14 protein-coding genes and 5 pseudogenes are annotated in these 18778 nt (G+C 36.5%); 15 read left to right on the top strand and 4 right to left on the bottom strand.

Features of this window, described 5'->3' with window-relative positions:
* Positions 1 to 3 precede the first annotated feature (3 nt).
* On the top strand, positions 4 to 2745 hold the full coding sequence (locus tag SRT_RS09475; RefSeq protein ID WP_002283498.1) for a beta-ketoacyl synthase N-terminal-like domain-containing protein: 2742 nt from the start codon (positions 4 to 6) through the stop codon (positions 2743 to 2745).
* Between the two features lie 188 nt (positions 2746 to 2933).
* Here the strand turns inward: SRT_RS09475 and SRT_RS09470 are convergent, their stop codons facing one another.
* On the bottom strand, positions 2934 to 3437 hold the full coding sequence (locus tag SRT_RS09470) for an HXXEE domain-containing protein (RefSeq protein WP_003079801.1): 504 nt from the start codon (positions 3435 to 3437) through the stop codon (positions 2934 to 2936).
* 129 nt (positions 3438 to 3566) lie between these two features.
* Between SRT_RS09470 and SRT_RS09465 the strand changes: the two genes are divergently transcribed.
* The gene (locus SRT_RS09465; protein ID WP_128833890.1) at positions 3567 to 4109 is read left to right on the top strand and encodes a TetR/AcrR family transcriptional regulator; all 543 of its coding nucleotides are present in this window, start codon (positions 3567 to 3569) and stop codon (positions 4107 to 4109) included.
* Positions 4110 to 4250: 141 nt separating this feature from the next.
* Here SRT_RS09465 and SRT_RS09460 read toward each other — a convergent pair whose 3' ends face one another.
* A complete protein-coding gene (locus SRT_RS09460) occupies positions 4251 to 4793 on the bottom strand; it encodes a TetR/AcrR family transcriptional regulator (RefSeq protein ID WP_002277501.1) in 543 nt (180 codons plus the stop codon).
* A gap of 178 nt (positions 4794 to 4971) precedes the next feature.
* Between SRT_RS09460 and SRT_RS09455 the strand changes: the two genes are divergently transcribed.
* Entirely contained in the window at positions 4972 to 6768 is a 1797-nt protein-coding gene (locus SRT_RS09455; protein WP_128833889.1) for a DHA2 family efflux MFS transporter permease subunit, read from the top strand.
* Between the two features lie 205 nt (positions 6769 to 6973).
* On the opposite strand, the pseudogene SRT_RS09450 reads toward SRT_RS09455, so the two are convergent.
* Positions 6974 to 7433: pseudogene (locus SRT_RS09450) on the bottom strand (COG2426 family protein).
* A 171-nt stretch (positions 7434 to 7604) separates the two neighbouring features.
* Between SRT_RS09450 and ctsR the strand changes: the two are divergent.
* From ctsR to SRT_RS09435, 4 genes and pseudogenes are all read left to right on the top strand, one after another.
* On the top strand, positions 7605 to 8069 hold the full coding sequence (gene ctsR, locus SRT_RS09445) for a transcriptional regulator CtsR (RefSeq protein WP_128833888.1): 465 nt from the start codon (positions 7605 to 7607) through the stop codon (positions 8067 to 8069).
* A complete protein-coding gene (locus SRT_RS09440) occupies positions 8066 to 10489 on the top strand; it encodes an ATP-dependent Clp protease ATP-binding subunit (RefSeq protein ID WP_128833887.1) in 2424 nt (807 codons plus the stop codon). Before ctsR ends, SRT_RS09440 begins: the two co-directional genes overlap by 4 nt.
* Before the next feature lie 304 nt (positions 10490 to 10793).
* Positions 10794 to 10841 (top strand): annotated as a pseudogene (locus SRT_RS11405) (KxYKxGKxW signal peptide domain-containing protein); the annotation flags it as partial.
* 9 nt (positions 10842 to 10850) lie between these two features.
* Positions 10851 to 13208: pseudogene (locus tag SRT_RS09435) on the top strand (glycoside hydrolase family 68 protein); the annotation flags it as partial.
* Between the two features lie 199 nt (positions 13209 to 13407).
* On the opposite strand, the pseudogene SRT_RS09430 reads toward SRT_RS09435, so the two are convergent.
* Positions 13408 to 14093: pseudogene (locus SRT_RS09430) on the bottom strand (helix-turn-helix domain-containing protein).
* A gap of 315 nt (positions 14094 to 14408) precedes the next feature.
* On the opposite strand from SRT_RS09430, the gene rpsJ reads away from it, so the two are divergent.
* From rpsJ to rpsC, 8 genes and pseudogenes are all read left to right on the top strand, one after another.
* Positions 14409 to 14717: a 30S ribosomal protein S10 gene (gene rpsJ / locus SRT_RS09425; RefSeq protein ID WP_002262341.1), complete on the top strand. Its 309-nt coding sequence runs from the start codon at positions 14409 to 14411 to the stop codon at positions 14715 to 14717.
* Positions 14718 to 14947: 230 nt separating this feature from the next.
* Positions 14948 to 15572, top strand: a pseudogene (gene rplC, locus SRT_RS09420) (50S ribosomal protein L3).
* 24 nt (positions 15573 to 15596) lie between these two features.
* Positions 15597 to 16220, top strand: coding sequence for a 50S ribosomal protein L4 (rplD, locus tag SRT_RS09415; RefSeq protein WP_002262339.1), 624 nt, complete (start codon positions 15597 to 15599; stop codon positions 16218 to 16220).
* Entirely contained in the window at positions 16220 to 16519 is a 300-nt protein-coding gene (locus SRT_RS09410; RefSeq protein WP_002262338.1) for a 50S ribosomal protein L23, read from the top strand. Before rplD ends, SRT_RS09410 begins: the two co-directional genes overlap by 1 nt.
* A gap of 17 nt (positions 16520 to 16536) precedes the next feature.
* Positions 16537 to 17370 (top strand): 50S ribosomal protein L2, encoded by an 834-nt coding sequence (gene rplB, locus SRT_RS09405; RefSeq protein ID WP_128833885.1) that lies wholly within the window; start codon positions 16537 to 16539, stop codon positions 17368 to 17370.
* Positions 17371 to 17470: 100 nt separating this feature from the next.
* On the top strand, positions 17471 to 17749 hold the full coding sequence (gene rpsS / locus SRT_RS09400) for a 30S ribosomal protein S19 (protein ID WP_002262336.1): 279 nt from the start codon (positions 17471 to 17473) through the stop codon (positions 17747 to 17749).
* A gap of 16 nt (positions 17750 to 17765) precedes the next feature.
* Positions 17766 to 18110 (top strand): 50S ribosomal protein L22, encoded by a 345-nt coding sequence (gene rplV, locus SRT_RS09395; RefSeq protein WP_002262335.1) that lies wholly within the window; start codon positions 17766 to 17768, stop codon positions 18108 to 18110.
* A gap of 12 nt (positions 18111 to 18122) precedes the next feature.
* Entirely contained in the window at positions 18123 to 18776 is a 654-nt protein-coding gene (gene rpsC / locus SRT_RS09390; protein WP_128833884.1) for a 30S ribosomal protein S3, read from the top strand.
* Positions 18777 to 18778 lie beyond the last annotated feature (2 nt).

Below are 18778 nucleotides of genomic sequence, written 5' to 3'. Positions count from 1 at the left end.
ACAATGAAAAAATATGCAATTATTGGAATGGCAGGACGTTTCCCAGATGCTAATACTCCGACTCAATTTTTTGATAATTTGTTAAATGGTAAGTCGTCATTTCGAAAATTAAGTAATAAAGAAGTAGAAGAAAGTCCCTATTCTCAAGATGAACATTTTATTCCAGTGACTTCAACAATAGATAATGTTTATGATTTTGATATTGATCTCTTTAAAATGACTGCTGCCGAAGCAAGATTAACAGATCCTCAACAGCGTATTTTTTTAAAATGCTGTTATGAGGCTTTAGAAGATGCTTCGCAAGTAAATAGTAAAGACAGAATTGGTGTATTTGCTTCATCTGCACAAAGCTCTTATCTAATATCTAATATCTTTAGGAGTAAAGGCTTAAATATCAGATTTGACTACTCTACTTATATTGGAAATGAAACAGACTTTAATGCTACTCGTGTATCCTATAAGTTAAATTTAACAGGACCGTCTATGTCTGTGCAAAGTGGCTGTTCTTCAGCCCTTGTTGCACTAAATGAAGCCTGTCGCAATATGGATTCAGATACTTGTGATTTAGCCTTGGTAGGAGGCATTAGTATCACTTTTCCATTAGCTAGTGGCTATAGTTATAAAGAAGGAACCACTTTTTCTAGAAGCGGGCAACTCAGGGCTTTTGACAAAGATGCTGATGGTATGATTAAGGGAGATGGATGCGGAGTAGTTGTTATAAAACCTTATGACCGTGCATTATTGGATAATGATAATATTTATGCAGTGATTTCTGGTATTGGAATTAGCAATGATGGCAATAGTAAAGTTGGGTATACGGCTCCATCCATTCGTGGAGAACGTGCAGCTATCAAAGATGCTATTGCTTCTTCTAAAGTTGATCCTGAGTGTATTGATTATATAGAGGCTCACGGGACAGGAACCAAAATTGGAGATCCAATTGAAGTTAGAGCGTTGTCGCAAGCCTATCATTTCCAAAAGCCTCATAAAATAGGTTCGGTAAAATCTAATATTGGTCATCTAGATACAGCATCAGGAATTGTAGGATTGATTAAAGGAGCTCTAATACTAAAAAATAGTATTGTTCCAAAAAGTATTGGATTTACCTCAGAAAATCCTCAAGCTAATTTAGAAAGTTCTCATTTATTTGTAGACCCGCAAAACAACACTGAGCTTCCAAAAGATAAGAAAAACTATGTAGGTGTCTCCTCATTTGGTATAGGGGGTACAAATGTACATGTCATTTTAGAAAGTGATTTATCTGTGGAAAATGATAAAAAAGAAGAATTCAAAGAGTATGTCATTCAGATATCTGCTAAAAGTAAAAATAGTCTGGATAACTATAGGAATAAATTGGCCTCATTTCTAGAAGAGCACTCTGAACTTAACTTAATTGATGTTGTACGAACTTTAAATGAAGGTCGAAAACATTTTGAAAATAAGTATAATTTTGAAGCAGCTAGCATCCCAGAGTTAATTGAGAAATTATTTAATGGTGAAACTACCGATAAAAGTCCTAGCACTGTGCAAGAAGGAAGATTTATTTCACTGCCAACATACGCGTTTAATGAACAAAATTATTCCTTAATTCCGAATGGATCTTTGTTGAAAAAGACAAATAGCACTAGTGCTACGAAACCGAAAAATAGAGGCTTGACTGAGTCGGATATTATTTCTGACATTTGTAGTATTTGGGAAGACGAACTTGGAGAAGAGATTCTAGAGACAAGTGATTTCTTTGAATTAAATGGAGACTCACTAATTGCTGTAGGTTTAATTGATAGAATCAATAAAAAATTTGATGTTAAATTGGGTACAGATACTCTTCTGGATTACCCAACTCCAAGGGAATTAGCAGCTCATATTTTAAATGATTTCCAATACTCTGATCAATCTAATATTGATTTATCAAATGTATATTGCTTAAATAAAGGGCAAAAAGGATCGAAAAATTTATTTTTAATACATCCTGCAGGGGGCAGTATTTTTTGCTTTAAAGAATTATTTAAACATATTGACTTAGATTTTTTTAATATTTATGCTATTTCTTTCCCTCAAACTATTGACAGCAGGCTAAATATTACAGAACTCTCTAAAATATATATCCAACAAATAAGAAGTATACAACCTACAGGAAAATATCTTTTAGGAGGATACTCATTTGGAGGGAATGTAGCAATTGAAATGGCTAGAATATTGGAAAAAGATGGTTTTGAAGTTAAAAGAATTTACATGATAGATAGCTTAGTGCCAGAAGCATATCCTAAGAAGCAGCCTTCTGGAGATTCTTATTTAAAAATATTTCCTTTGGCATTAAGCTTTATGTCTGCTAAAACGACAGACTCTAATGTGGATTTAAGCTATATTGAGGATTACTCAAGTATTGAAGCTATAATCAATAGTATGAAAGAAAATAATGCTTTACCTAAGAGCTTTGATACGAATTATCTAAAAGATATCTTTGGTATTTGGGAAGCCAATCATATTGCTTTATTAAATCAATCAAAAGAAGTAGTGAACTCTGATATAACTGTATTTTCAGCAAAAGAAAATATGCCTGAAGAAATGTATATTAATATGAATATGAAGAAAACTGATGCTAAAGATTGGCAGAACTATACCTCGGGTCATGTAAATGTGATTAAAGTTTCGGGAAATCATTTTACAAGTATGAGTAATAGTGACAATTTAACTCGTTTAGCAGATATTTTCGAAAGCAACTTAGAGGAAATAATATCATTTTAGGGGTATGAGACTATTTTATATAAAATTACTGAACAAGCTTTAGAAGAGACCTTTGAATGTCTATCATTCTGCTTGGAGGTAGTAATTAGTGTTAACGGATAATAAAAGGCTGAAATAAAGAGAATTTGAACAAATTAAAAGCTCGCATCTTTAGGTCTGGATGTGAGCTGGTTATGGTTTCTACATTTTTAGCCTTTAAATAAGTTTAACAGCCAATGCTGTAGAGAGGGCATGATTTTATGCATGATGTAAAGATTTATGTATGATAAAAGCATGATTGGTATCAAATAGAAAATGAAAAAAATGTCTACTTTCCAGTAATGTAAAATAATGATGACCATAATTGGAATTTGAAGGATAACGGTATATATTCCTGGGACATATCCTTTATACTGAATACACATTCTAAAGTGAATCAAAAAGTGATAGGCATAGGCAATACAAAAACCTAGATAGAGTTCAGTGTTATGAGTTGCTTGGCAAATAGCTGAAATGATAAGCAATATAACGAATTCTTCTAATACTCCTATTGAAAAGGCAGAGCCATTATTAACTCGTCCAAAAAATTTCGCCGTTTTGTTTAAAGACTGAACTTTCTTACTATTCTTCCATAAAGGAACAAATATCATTTCTTCGAAATCGTGTAAGATAAAAAGTATCGGTAACATGAAATAATTAGATAATAGATTCATTTTTAACCCTCTTTCATTATTATTTTAAATCTAAAAGCATTATATACCTTCATATTTGTATTATCAAGCAGCTATCGCTATATGTTACAAATTAATGATTATGTCTCATTTATAAGCAGGAGGAAAGTAATGACAAGTAGAGTTTATGCTTCAAAAAAGGTAATTGCTGATACTTTTTTTAAAAAGCTTGAAAAAGATAATTTTAATGCAATAACCATTTCTGAAATAGTCGGAGAAGCTAATCTATCTAGAAGTACATTTTATCGCTACTTTAAAAATAAATATTCTATCGTCCAGTTTTTTATAGAAGATCTATTAGATGCTTATCTATTGGCTGTTGATGAAAGGGAAATAGAGGATTTTACCAGTTTATTGGTTATTTATTTTGAATTTTGGAAAAAGAATAAATACTATTTGGAGTTATTTAAAAGGCATAATTTATTGGACTTTGCTCTTGATATAGAGAGAAAGAAATTTCTTAAAGTATTGCCGTATTCTGATTTGCCATGGCATCATAACTCAAGTGAAAATGAGCTGTTTGCTGATTTGACAGTTATTGGCGGAGTGTGGAATATTTCCTTATATTGGTTAGAAAATGATTTTCAGCTAGAACCGGCAGATCTCGCAGAGGAAATTGTCAAAAGCTTATCCTCTTATAAAATTTTTATATAAAAAATTCAATAAAATAACGATAGAACTGGGATTGCTTCTGCTTCATTACTGTTTTGAAAAATATAAGGAAGATAAGAAGGACTACAAATGAAAAATGCTAATCTCTTATTAAGCGAGATTAGCATTTTTTAGTTTCATTTCTTATTTCCAAAAGATATCTTCAATTTTCATAATCGTATCAGCCACTTCTGAAGGGCTCTCTTTTAAACTGTTTTTGATCCAAGTTGAAATGATGGTTTCAAATGAAGCACAAAAAACTTGAATAATAATATCATTATCAACTCTAGTGTGCTCTTTTATTCTCTTTTTTAAAGCAGGATTATTATTGATTATATTTTTTATGAGATCCTGAACTTTTTTGGAAAAATGAACATGAGAAGCTTGAGAGATAGCTTTAAAGTGTTTAAAATCCAATTGGATATGTTCTAAAGCTTCTATAACTTTTTCTCTTTTGTCTAAGTTCCTTTGAGCAAGGATATTCCAAAATCTTTGTAAGGTTTCTTCACCAATAGTATAAGCTAAATCATCCTTATCAAGAAAGTGCTGATAAAAAGTACCACGGCTAACCCTTGCTTTCTTAGTAATATTGCCAACAGTTATTTTATGATATTCTTTTTCTAATAGTAAATCAATCAACGCTTCTTTTAAATGATCAATGCTGTGTGTCTGTCTTGTTTTACTCATTTTTCCCTTAATTTAACAACTTGTTCAATTTTGTTATGGCTATTTTGCCTATAATGTTATATTCTTTTTTATGAATTGTCAATAATATTATTAATAATTCTTTAAGAATAACTTTACAACCTATTAACGTTAAAGCTATTCATCTTGACATATTTTAATAAGAAAGGAAGACATCTTAATGTCAAATACAAGAAAAACTGTAGGTTTTATTGGTCTCATCTTGGCGATGTTTATGGGAGCTTTGGATGCGACTATTGTTAACATTGCTATCCCAGATATCATGGATGATTTGCATACAGGCTTGACGGATACTAGTTGGGTTGCTACCATTTACGTTTTAGCCATGTCAGTCTTTATTATTACGGTATCTAAGTTAGCAGATATTTATGGCCGTAAATTAGTCATGTTAATCGGGGTTGTTCTGTTTGGAGGCTTTTCATTTGCCTGTATGACTGCCAACTCTTTACTGCCTCTGATTATTTATCGTTTTTTCCAAGGGCTAGGCGGTGCCATTTTAACTCCGATTGTTTTACCAATGGGAATTGAATTATTTGGAAAGGAAAAAACAAGTCGTATTACAGCTGTTATGGGAGCCTTTGGGGCGCTGGCAGCAGCTGGTGGTCCGGTTATTGGCGGTGTTATCATTAATTGGACTAGTTATCGTTGGATTTTTGGTATCAATATTCCAATAGCGATTTTAGCATTCTTACTTATTTTAATTGGAACCAAGGAATCCTATGATAAGACTATTTCAAAAAGTATTGATTGGCTAGGAATGATTTTTTTGACGATCACATTAGGCGGTCTCGTTTTCGGGCTATTAGAAGGTAGAGAATATGGCTGGAGTTCTCAGATGATTGTATCAAGCTTTGTATCAAGTTTGATAGGTTTGATTCTTCTTATTTTCACTGAGAGAAAGGTTAAATCACCAATCATTGAGCTGACTTTATTTAAAGAAAAGACATTTACAGCATCTAGCATTGTTTATATGATTTTTGGCTTTGCCATTATTGTTCCGTCATTTGTTGTCAATTATTTCTTGCAAAATGTTCGCAATTACTCAGCTTTGCATTCGGCTTATTTAATAGTTCCAGCATCTTTAGCTATCGCAGTAAGCATGCCTTTAGCAACAAAAATGTATCAAAAAATTAGTGCCAAATTATTAATTGGTATTGGAATAGTTGTTACAGCAGGCGGTTTATTTATGCTGGGACTTGTTGAGTATGACACCCCTAAGAGCATTATCATTTGCTGCAATATTATTATCGGACTTGGACTTGGTTTTATGGCCATGTCACTGACCTCCTCAGTAAAATACTTACCCGTTACTAAAACAGGAATAGGTTCTGGTATTGTTAATGCTTCTAGATATATTGGACAAGCTCTAGGCATAGCCTTGCTGGTAACTATTTTAAATGGAAATATTAATACAGCAAAAACGAATATTAAAGATACGGCCTATCACCAAATTGACAGACATGTTTTATCATCAAAAGTAAAAAAAGTTGCACGTGAAGAGATTAAAGTTACTTTTAAAACGTCTAAAGATAGCACTAAGGTATCTGGTAAGCAACGCCACATGATTAAAAGAATTAAGAAGGCTGCGCGTGATACCAGTCAACTGCCTCAACCTAAAAAAGGAAGTGACTATCGTAAACTTTATAATGCCAATAAATTGTTAGTCAATGGTTCTGAAAAGCTTATCGCAACTATTCCGATTCCGCAAATCAAATTAGGCCTAACTACTTTGAGTGCAGGTCAAAAGAAAATGAGTTCAGCTATACAGTTATTAGCTCAGAAAAAAGAACTAACGGATTCCTTGCATGCTATTACTCAATCAAAAAATGATGAATTAAGCAAGGCCTTTGATCAAGTCTTTAATATTGGCGGTATTATTGTTTTAGTATGTATACCGCTTGCCTTTTTAACGGAAAGGAAGAGATCCGATGCATCAATCGAAAAGCAAGCTATTTAGCTTTTTGGCTAAAATATGATGTGCGCAACTAAGAGGACTTTAAGACTTTATCACTTTTTATCACTTTTTATATTGATAAAATAGTGAATATGATATCCTTTTTCTCTTCTAAAAACTCAAATATTCTTTTTCCTTATATCAAACGAGGCTGGGACAAGAGTCCATGGCCTCGTTTGATTTTTCTGAGTTAAATTAAAAAAAGCTTTTAAATAAAAGCCTTTAAACCGATAGTTGTCAGGACTGCCATAATGATTCCGGCTAAGATAACGCCTAAAACAACAGCCACTGGTTTTAAATTTCCAGTCCAGGACGCTGGCAGCGAGTGTTCCTGTCCAAGCTCCTGTCCCTGGAATAGGGATGCCCACAAAAAGCATAAGGGCAAGGAAAACACCTCTTTCTCCTGCTACCTTTTCTAATTTAGCACCGCCGCTGTGACCTTTTTTTAGACACCAAGTAAAAAACTTGCCAATAATTGGCTTGTCGGCTCCCCACTCTAAGACACGACGGGCAAAGAAAAAGATGATCGGAACAGGGAGCATATTTCCAATAACACCAATGGAGATCGCTTGCCACATAGGAATACCAGTAGTGATAGCGTAAGGGACAGCCCCTCTAAGCTCGATTAGCGGTACCATGGAAATAATAAATGTAATGAGATAATTCATTCAATCTAAGACCTCTCTTTTGTATTACAGTTCATTTTAGCTTATCTTTGGCAGAAAGACAAGCTGTAATATTCAAAAAAGTTTAGACTGTGCTTTTCATTTAAAAATAACCAAGATTTTGATATAATAAAAGTCAGTTATAGTCAAAGTGACTGGGAAGGAGTTGGAAGCATGACGTCAAAAAATACTTCAGACAGTATTGAAGAATATATTAAAAAAATCTTAGCTCAGTCAGGTTTTGCGGAAATCAAAAGAAGTGTTCTGGCAGATAATTTTAGTGTTGTTCCCAGTCAGATTAATTATGTCATTAAAACGCGTTTTACAGAAAGCCGTGGTTATGCCGTTGAAAGTAAACGTGGTGGTGGCGGTTATATTAGAATTGCTAAAATCCGTTTTTCAGACCAACATCAGATGCTTAATGATTTAGAAGCGACTATTGGTGAACAAATTAGCCAACAGGTTTTTACAGATATTATTCAGCTTCTCTTTGATGAGAACATTATTAGTGAGCGTGAAGGGAATATTATTTTGGCGAGTTCAGGAGAAGATGTTCTTGGGGATGAAAGTCCTAAAATTCGTGCCCGTATGCTTCACAAAATATTACAACGTTTAGATAGAAAAGGATACCATCTATGATTGATTACTCATTAAAAATGCAGGAAGTCTTTCGATTGGCGCAGTTTGAAGCGGCTCGTTTTGAAAGTTCCTATTTAGAAAGCTGGCATGTCCTTCTTGCAATGGTAGAAATTGATTCTTCAGTGGCTGGTCTGAGTTTTGCAGAGTTTGAAGCAGATGTTCGTTTTAAAGATTATCAGGCTGCTGCTATTTTGGCTATTGGTAAAAGACCCAAGACCCCAAGTCATGATATTAATCTTTTAGAACAATCGCATGCTTTACAACGAACTTTGGCTGAAGCCGCTGCTATTAGTCAGGTGACACATGCTAAAGAAGTTGGAACAGAACATGTTTTATTTGCCATGTTACTTAATCCTAATCTTTTAGCAACTCGTATCTTAGAGCTAGTTGGTTTTCAGGCCAAAGATGATGGAGAGTCCATCCGTCTTTTGGGTCTGCGAAAAGTGATTGAACGTTATGCTGGCTTTTCCAAAGAGGACATTAAGGCCATCTTTGAAATGCGTAAACCTAAAAAGGTCAAAAATAGCAGCAGCTTTTCTGATTTAATGAAGCCACCTAGCGTTACAGGTGAACTAGCTGATTTTACAAGGGATTTGACGGAGTTGGCAAGACAAGGTCGTTTAGAACCTGTTATTGGTCGTGAACAAGAAATCTCACGGATAGTTCAAATTTTAAGCCGTAAGACAAAAAATAACCCTGTTTTAGTTGGTGATGCTGGTGTTGGAAAGACTGCTTTGGCTTACGGCCTTGCTCAACGCATTGTGGATAGTGCTGTTCCTTTTGAATTGGCAGATATGAAAGTGCTAGAGCTCGACATGATGAGTGTTGTTGCAGGGACTCGTTTTCGTGGTGATTTTGAGGAACGAATGAATCAAATTATTGCAGACATTGAAGCTGATGGTCACATTGTTCTCTTCATTGATGAACTGCATACCATTATGGGTTCAGGCAGTGGTATTGACAGTACGTTGGATGCTGCTAATATTCTTAAACCAGCTTTAGCGCGCGGCAGTCTTAGAACGATTGGAGCGACTACTCAAGAGGAGTATCAAAAGCATATTGAAAAAGATGCCGCTCTTTCTCGTCGTTTTGCTAAGGTAACTATTGAAGAGCCAAGTGAAGAAGAAGCTTATCAGATCTTGCTTGGTTTAAAGAAAAGTTATGAAACTTATCATCATGTTATTATTTCTGATGCAGCCGTAATGGCGGCAGTCAAAGGAGCACATCGTTATTTAAGTGGTAAGAATTTACCTGATTCGGCTATCGATCTTTTAGATGAAGCCAGTGCAACTGTTCAAGGCTTAGTGAAAAAACAGGCACCAGCTTATTTGACAGATTTAGATCATGCTCTTATCAATAACGATTACCAATTAGCTAAGCGTTTGTTGAAAAAGGAGAAGAAGCCTCTGCTTAAGAAACGAGTTGAAGTCAAAGAAGAAGATATCCTAGCAACTCTCAGCAGACTTTCAGGCATTCCTGTCAGCAAACTCACACAGGCTGATAGTAAAAAATATCTTAATCTTGAAAGAGAATTGCATAAGCGTGTGATTGGTCAAGATGATGCGGTATCCAGCATTAGTCGTGCTATTCGCCGCAATCAATCTGGAATTCGGGTAGGCAAACGTCCCATTGGCTCTTTCATGTTTTTGGGACCGACAGGTGTTGGTAAAACAGAACTTGCTAAGGCTTTGGCAGAAGTGCTTTTTGATGATGAGTCGGCTCTTATTCGTTTTGATATGAGCGAATATATGGAAAAATTTGCAGCTTCTCGCCTTAATGGAGCTCCTCCGGGTTACGTGGGGTATGAAGAAGGCGGTGAGTTGACAGAAAAGGTTCGTAACAAACCTTACTCTGTACTTCTTTTTGATGAGGTGGAGAAAGCTCATCCAGATATTTTTAATATCTTACTTCAAGTACTTGATGATGGTGTTTTGACAGATAGCCGTGGTCGTAACGTTGATTTTTCAAATACGATTATTATCATGACCTCTAATTTGGGTGCGACTGCGCTTCGTGATGACAAAACCGTTGGTTTTGGAGCTAAAAGCTTTTCTCAGGATTATAAGGCTATGGAAAGTCGTATTTTAGAAGAATTGAAAAAGACTTATCGACCTGAATTCATTAATCGTATTGATGAAAAAGTTGTCTTTCATAATCTTGGTCAAGAAGACATACGCCATATTGTTAAAATTATGGTCGCTCCATTGATTGCCCATTTGGCTGAACAGGGAATTACACTTAAGTTTCAGCCTTCAGCATTGAAACATTTAGCTCTGGCAGGTTATGATGCTGAAATGGGGGCACGTCCTTTGCGTCGGACACTTCAGACAGAAGTGGAAGATAAGTTAGCAGAGCTTATTCTCTCAGGAAAACTAGCCAGTGGACAGACTCTGAAAATTGGTATCCAAAAAGAAAATTAAAATTTGATATTGTATAATCATCTAGTGCAGTTTTTCATAAATTTGTTAGCTCGCTTTATTCTACTTTAGTATCCCCAATATTAAAAGATTATAGAAAAATATCTCTTGTTTCTTTTGATTCAAGAGATATTTTTAATTTCAGCTTAATTTAATATGTGAATATATTTTCATGTCATGAAAATGAGATGAAATTTATGAAAAAGTGTTTTTTATTTAAATAAAGTTTCTAAAAATTAACAAAAATGATACAGTGTTTGTTATAAATTAGAATTATAATGTAATAATAACAAAGGAGGTTGTACTAATGGAAAATAAAGTTAGAAAAAAGATGTATAAGAAAGGGAAGTTTTGGGTTGTTGCTACTGTCACAACAGTTATGCTGACTGGAATTAGTCTTTCTTCAGTTCATGCGGATGAAGTCAGTTCGACGCAATCTTCTTCTGAATTGATTGAGGGCAATCAAACTCAAGAAAGTAAAATCACTACTTCATCGGCAGCAGAAAACCAGGTTCAGAGTGACGTCCAAGCAAGTCATTCTGTTCAGGAGACATCAGCAACAGATACAGTTGCAGCAATTGAAGATAGCACTCAAACGGCTGCAGTTGTAACAGCTAACAATGCTGACAAAGCAGAAGAAGGTAAATCTCAAGGACAGGTGTCTACAGCCGCTGCCTCTGATAAGACATCGGCTAGTACATCGGAAGTAGGTCAAACAAATGACAAAGCCAAAGCAAGTAAAGAAATCACTGCGACTACACCAGAGAACACAGTAGATGAATACGGTCTGACAGAACAAGCCCATAAAATTGCGACTGAAGCTGGTGTTGATTTAAGTAGTTTGACGCAACGGCAAATTGAAGCCCTCAATAAAGTTAAATTAACGAGTGATGCTCAAACCGGTCATCAAATGACTTACCAAGAGTTTGACAAGATAGCTCAAACGTTGATAGCTCAAGATGAACGCTATGCTATCCCTTATTTTAATGCAAAAGCGATAAAAAACATGAAAGCAGCTACAACACGTGATGCCCAAACGGGTCAAATAGCTGATTTGGATGTTTGGGATTCTTGGCCAGTTCAGGATGCTAAGACTGGTGAGGTCATTAATTGGAATGGTTATCAGCTTGTTGTCGCTATGATGGGGATTCCAAATACTAATGATAATCACATTTATCTTCTTTACAATAAATATGGGGATAATAACTTTGATCATTGGAAAAATGCAGGTTCTATCTTTGGTTATAATGAAACACCCCTAACTCAAGAATGGTCAGGTTCAGCTACCGTAAATGAAGATGGAAGTTTGCAGCTATTCTACACCAAGGTTGATACTAGTGATCAAAATAGTAATAATCAACGTTTAGCAACAGCGACTGTAAACCTTGGCTTTGATGACCAAGATGTTAGAATTCTGTCTGTTGAAAATGATAAAGTTTTGACGCCTGAAGGTGGAGATGGCTATCATTATCAAAGTTATCAACAATGGCGTTCAACCTTTACAGGGGCTGATAACATTGCTATGCGTGATCCACATGTCATTGAAGATGAGAAGGGAGATCGCTATCTTGTCTTTGAGGCAAGCACAGGTACAGAGAACTATCAAGGTGAAGATCAGATTTACAACTTTACTAACTATGGCGGCAGCTCTGCTTATAATGTTAAAAGTCTTTTTAGATTTTTAGATGATCAAGATATGTATAACCGTGCAAGTTGGGCCAATGCAGCTATTGGCATTTTAAAACTTAAGGGTGATAAAAAAACACCTGAGGTAGATCAATTTTACACGCCTTTACTAAGTTCAACAATGGTTTCGGATGAACTCGAACGACCAAATGTGGTTAAATTAGGAGATAAGTACTATCTTTTTACAGCTTCACGTCTTAATCACGGAAGTAACAACGATGCTTGGAATAAAGCAAATGAAGTTGTTGGTGATAATGTCGTTATGCTAGGTTATGTTTCTGATCAATTGACTAACGGCTACAAACCCTTAAATAATAGTGGTGTGGTTTTAACAGCTTCAGTTCCAGCAGATTGGCGAACGGCGACTTACTCTTATTATGCTGTTCCAGTAACTGGATCATCTGATACCCTGTTAATGACGGCTTATATGACCAATCGTAATGAAGTCGCAGGTAAAGGTAAGAATTCAACCTGGGCACCTAGTTTCCTCATTCAGGTCTTGCCAGATGGAACGACAAAAGTTTTAGCAGAAATGACGCAACAAGGAGATTGGATTTGGGATGAATCGAGTCGCACGACAGACACTGTTGGCACGCTGGATACAGCCTATCTTCCAGGTGAAAATGATGGTTATATTGATTGGAATGTTATTGGCGGCTACGGCTTGAAACCACATACACCGGGGCAATATCAACCAACCGTTCCATCAACACCAAATCATGTAGATGATGTTATTTCTTTTGAAGTCTCTTTTGACGGCCATCTCGTTATTAAATCTGTCAAAGTAAATAATAACGACTCCGCCGGTCAAAATGGTCAATCAGGAAATTCAAACGGGTCTCTTAATGTTTCCTTTAATGTCTCTGCGGGCGGAAATATTTCTGTCAAATCTACTCAAAAATCAATTAATAAAACGAAAGAAACAAAGAAAGCTCATCATGTTTCAACAAAAAAGAAACAGAAAAAAGGAAATTCTTTCTTTACAGCTTTATTAGCTCTTTTCAGTGCTTTCTGCGTAAGCATTGGTTTTAAATAAAGCACTTCTCTTCTTTCTCTCTAATACATATAACAAAAGACTTTATAATATCTATAGTGGGTGAATTCCCTCTGAGGATTTATAGGGTCTTTTTGATTGCATGCAAAAACCCTCATAGGTTAGACCTTTTATCTAACTTGTGAGGTGCAGCTCAGTAAATTCTTTTGTACTTTTAATTATTCAAGTTTACGCAGAGTCGCTAACCTTCAAGGGGCATAAAATTTCCTACAATTAATCCAATGATTCGAGGATTTTCATCATAAGGGGCAAATTTATCGGCGTATTTCTTGTTGAGGGAAACAAGGCGAAGCCCTTTTTCTTCACGGTAGACTTTTTTTATATAGGTTTGCCCATCCCAATCAATCGCATAAATGGCGCCATCATAATCAAATCCTGTTTGTTTGATAAGGGCAACTTCACCATTGAGAAAAATAGGTTCCATTGAATCTCCAAAGATCCAAGACGCAAAATCGTGATCGATTTCTTCATCATAAAAAACGGTATCAAAATTGCCGTCACCAAAATAGGAATAGCCTGTACCTGCTGATAATTTTTCGTAAACTCTGTAGGGATAACGTTTATTTTTCATTAGATTCCTTTCCTTATCTTGTTGTTCGAGTAAATGCTGTGAGTATTTTAAGGTTTTTGTTTTATTGTTTTCATTTAAGCGGGTATAAACTTCGACAATATCGTGCTGTGATAAAAAGTAAGCAGAATCCACCTCTAATAATTGAGCTAATTTATTTAAGTTTTTTGATTTGGTTTTGTTTTGCCAATTTCCCAGTTAAAATAAGAAGGTCGGCTAATTCCTAATTTGTCAGCTGTTTGTGCTTGCGAAAGACCAAGTTTTTTTCGTCGTTCTTTTAATTTTTGACTTGAAAACATATACTCTCCTTAATTAGTTTATAAACTAATTATGAGTTTATCATTTTTAACTAGTAAAAGCAAGTATGAGTTTCATTTGTATCATTGTTTTGCCTAATTAACACTTTAAATTGAAATTCAGAGCTTTTTTATAAAAAACTTCGAAATAACCTTGCAATAAAAAGGTTTATTTGTTATACTGATTTGGTGCTGTAAAAATCAGCTTTTAGCTTTGATACAAGAGGTTGCGACACGCTCGGTTGCATTGCCACGCAAAAGCTTGTCGGTTTTCTTGTGGAGCTAGCCTATTATTTTAAATAGACGAGAGGAGAAAAGATGGCAAACAAAAAAATCCGTATCCGTTTGAAAGCTTACGAACACCGTACACTTGACACAGCGGCAGAAAAAATCGTGGAAACAGCGACTCGTACAGGTGCAAGCGTTGCTGGTCCTGTGCCACTTCCAACTGAACGCAGTCTTTACACAGTTATTCGTGCGACTCATAAATACAAAGATTCTCGCGAACAATTTGAGATGCGTACTCACAAACGTCTGATTGATATTGTGAATCCAACGCAAAAAACAGTTGATGCGCTTATGAAGCTTGATCTTCCAAGTGGTGTAAACGTAGAGATTAAACTTTAATCAGATATTAAGAACCAGTTCAAGCGGAATTGAACACGGGCTAAACTCTACGTAAAAAGATAAAATCGCTTAGGCTCGTCGAGTCGTCATCGATTTTCCTATGTTTACATTGAGTTTGACGCCCTTAGTATCTTAATTTTGAGCACAAAAACGCTCGTTAAAAACTTTTTGAGCCTAAAAAACGCTCATAAAAAACTTTTTAAATAATTAAGTAAAGGAAATATTTTCTCATGACAAAAGGAATCTTAGGGAAAAAAGTGGGAATGACTCAAATCTTCACTGAATCTGGTGAATTTATCCCTGTTACTGTCATCGAAGCAACTCCAAATGTTGTGCTTCAAGTTAAGACTCTTGAAACAGACGGTTACGAAGCAGTTCAAGTTGGTTTTGATGATAAACGTGAAGTGCTGAGCAACAAACCTGCCAAAGGCCATGTGGCAAAAGCCGACACAGCTCCTAAGCGCTTCATTCGTGAATTTAAAAACATTGAAGGTTTAGAAGTTGGACAAGAAATTACAGTCGAACAATTCGAGGCTGGTGATGTTGTTGATGTTACTGGTACAACTAAAGGTAAAGGTTTCCAAGGTGCTATTAAACGCCATGGTCAATCACGTGGTCCTATGGCTCACGGTTCTCGTTATCATCGCCGTCCAGGTTCAATGGGACCTGTAGCACCTAACCGTGTATTCAAAGGTAAAACCTTGCTGGACGTATGGGGGGTAACCGCGTGACGATTCAAAACCTTGAAGTCGTTCAAGTTGTTCCAGAAAAAATGTTATCCTTATCAAGGGTAATGTGCCAGGTGCTAAGAAGTCTCTTATCATCATCAAATCAGCAGTTAAAGCTGCTAAATAATAAAGAAAGGGGAAATCAGTTAACATGGCAAACGTAAAACTATTTGACCAAACTGGTAAAGAAGCTGGTGAAGTAACACTTAACGACGCTATCTTCGGTATCGAACCAAATGAATCAGTAGTATTTGATGTTATTATTAGTCAACGTGCTAATCTTCGCCAAGGTACTCACGCGGTTAAAAATCGTTCAGCAGTATCAGGTGGTGGACGTAAACCATGGCGTCAAAAAGGAACTGGACGTGCACGTCAAGGTTCTATCCGCGCACCGCAATGGCGTGGTGGTGGTGTTGTTTTTGGACCAACTCCACGTTCATATGGCTATAAACTTCCACAAAAAGTTCGCCGCCTCGCCTTAAAGTCAGTTTATTCAGCAAAAGTTGCTGATGAAAAATTTGTAGCTGTAGATGCTCTTTCTTTTGAAGCTCCAAAAACCAAAGAATTTGCTACAGTACTTGCTGCACTTAATGTTGATTCAAAAGTACTTGTTATTCTTGAAGAAGGCAATCAAGCTGCTGAGTTGTCAGCTCGTAATCTTCCAAATGTAAAAGTTGCTACCGCAGCAACTGCAAGTGTTCTTGATATCGTAAACAGCGACAAACTTCTTGTTACTAAAGAAGCAATCTCTAATATCGAGGAGGTTCTTGCATAATGAATTTGTACGATGTAATCAAAAAACCTGTTGTTACTGAAAAATCAATGCATGCTCTTGAAGAAGGTAAGTATACATTTGAGGTTGACACTCGTGCTCATAAACTTTTAATTAAACAAGCTGTTGAAGCAGCTTTTGATGGTGTCAAAGTGGCGAGTGTCCGTACAGTAAACGTAAAACCAAAGCAAAAGCGTGTTGGTCGTTATACAGGTTTCACAAGTAAAACGAAAAAAGCTATCATCACTCTTACAGCTGATTCTAAGACAATTGACTTGTTTGCAGCTGCTGAGGCAGAATAATCTAAGGAGGAAATAACGTGGGTATTAAAGTTTACAAACCAACGACAAATGGCCGTCGTAATATGACTTCTTTGGATTTCGCTGAAATTACTACAAGCACACCTGAGAAATCGTTGCTTGTTTCATTGAAAAACAAGGCTGGTCGTAACAATAACGGTCGCATTACTGTTCGTCATCAAGGCGGCGGACACAAGCGTCATTACCGTCTGATTGATTTCAAGCGTAATAAAGATGGCGTTGAAGCAGTCGTTAAGACTATTGAATACGATCCAAATCGCTCAGCTAACATTGCGCTTATTCACTATACTGATGGTGTCAAATCTTATATTGTTGCTCCAAAAGGTCTTGAAGTAGGCCAACGTATCATTTCGGGCCCTGAAGCTGATATCAAAGTGGGGAATGCTCTTCCGCTTGCTAATATTCCAGTTGGTACATTTATACATAATATCGAATTGAAACCAGGTAAAGGTGCTGAACTTATCCGCGCAGCTGGAGCTTCTGCTCAAGTGCTTGGACAAGAAGGAAAGTACATTCTTGTTCGTCTGCAATCAGGTGAAGTTCGTATGGTTCTTGGTACTTGTCGTGCTACAGTTGGTGTTGTTGGAAATGAACAACATGGACTCGTTAATCTTGGGAAAGCAGGACGCAGCCGTTGGAAGGGTATTCGTCCAACAGTCCGTGGTTCTGTAATGAACCCTAACGATCACCCACACGGTGGTGGTGAAGGCAAGGCACCGGTTGGACGTAAAGCGCCATCTACTCCTTGGGGTAAACCTGCGCTTGGTCTTAAAACACGTAACAAGAAAGCTAAATCTAACAAACTTATTATTCGTCGTCGTAACGAAAAATAGATTAATCACTTAAAAACTTAAACATCCGCCAGCTCGGTAATCTGTATTTTTAATACAGATAGGTCGCTGTGGTACTATATTTAAAGGAGAAAATTACAAAATGGGACGTAGTCTTAAAAAAGGCCCTTTCGTCGATGAGCATTTGATGAAAAAAATCGAGGCTCAAGCTAATGACGAAAAGAAAAAAGTAATTAAAACTTGGTCACGTCGTTCAACGATTTTCCCAAGTTTCATTGGATACACAATCGCAGTTTATGACGGACGTAAACATGTTCCTGTTTACATTCAAGAGGACATGGTAGGTCACAAGCTTGGTGAATTTGCACCGACTCGTACTTACAAAGGTCACGCAACTGATGATAAGAAAACACGTCGTTAATTAGGAGGAGGACACAATGGCAGAAATTACTTCAGCTAAAGCAATGGCTCGTACAGTCCGTGTTTCACCTCGTAAAACACGTCTTGTGCTTGATCTTATTCGTGGTAAGAACGTTGCTGACGCAATCGCAATCTTGAAATTCACTCCAAACAAAGCTGCTCGTATTGTTGAGAAAACTCTTAACTCTGCTGTCGCAAATGCAGAAAATAACTTTGGTTTGGAAAAAGCTAATTTGGTCGTATCTGAAACATTCGCAAACGAAGGACCAACGATGAAACGTTTCCGTCCGCGTGCGAAGGGTTCAGCTTCACCAATCAATAAACGTACAACTCACGTTACTGTAGTTGTAGAAGAAAAATAAGGAGGTAAAATCGTGGGTCAAAAAGTACATCCAATTGGTATGCGTGTCGGTATCATTCGTGATTGGGATGCAAAATGGTATGCTGAAAAAGAATACGCGGATTACCTTCATGAAGATCTCGCAATCCGTAAATTCATTCAAAAAGAGTTGGCTGACGCTGCAGTTTCAACTATTGAAATTGAACGTGCAGTCAATAAGGTAAATGTTTCCCTTCATACTGCAAAACCTGGTATGGTTATCGGTAAAGGCGGAGCAAATGTTGATGCTCTTCGTACTCAACTTAACAAATTGACTGGAAAACAAGTTCACATTAATATTGTTGAGATCAAATCTCCAGATCTTGATGCTCACCTTGTTGGTGAAAATATTGCTCGTCAGCTTGAGCAACGTGTTGCTTTCCGTCGTGCTCAAAAACAAGCAATCCAACGCACTATGCGTGCAGGAGCTAAAGGAATTAAAACTCAAGTATCGGGTCGTTTAAATGGTGCGGACATCGCACGTAGCGAAGGATATTCAGAAGGAACTGTTCCACTTCACACACTTCGTGCGGATATCGATTATGCTTGGGAAGAAGCTGATACGACTTATGGTAAGCTTGGTGTTAAAGTTTGGATTTACCGTGGCGAAATTCTTCCAGCTCGTAAAAACACTAAAGGAGGGAAATAACA

It is taken from the genome of Streptococcus troglodytae (genome assembly GCF_002355215.1).
GTDB lineage: Bacteria > Bacillota > Bacilli > Lactobacillales > Streptococcaceae > Streptococcus > Streptococcus troglodytae.
This window is presented reverse-complemented; position numbering and strand designations above follow the sequence as displayed.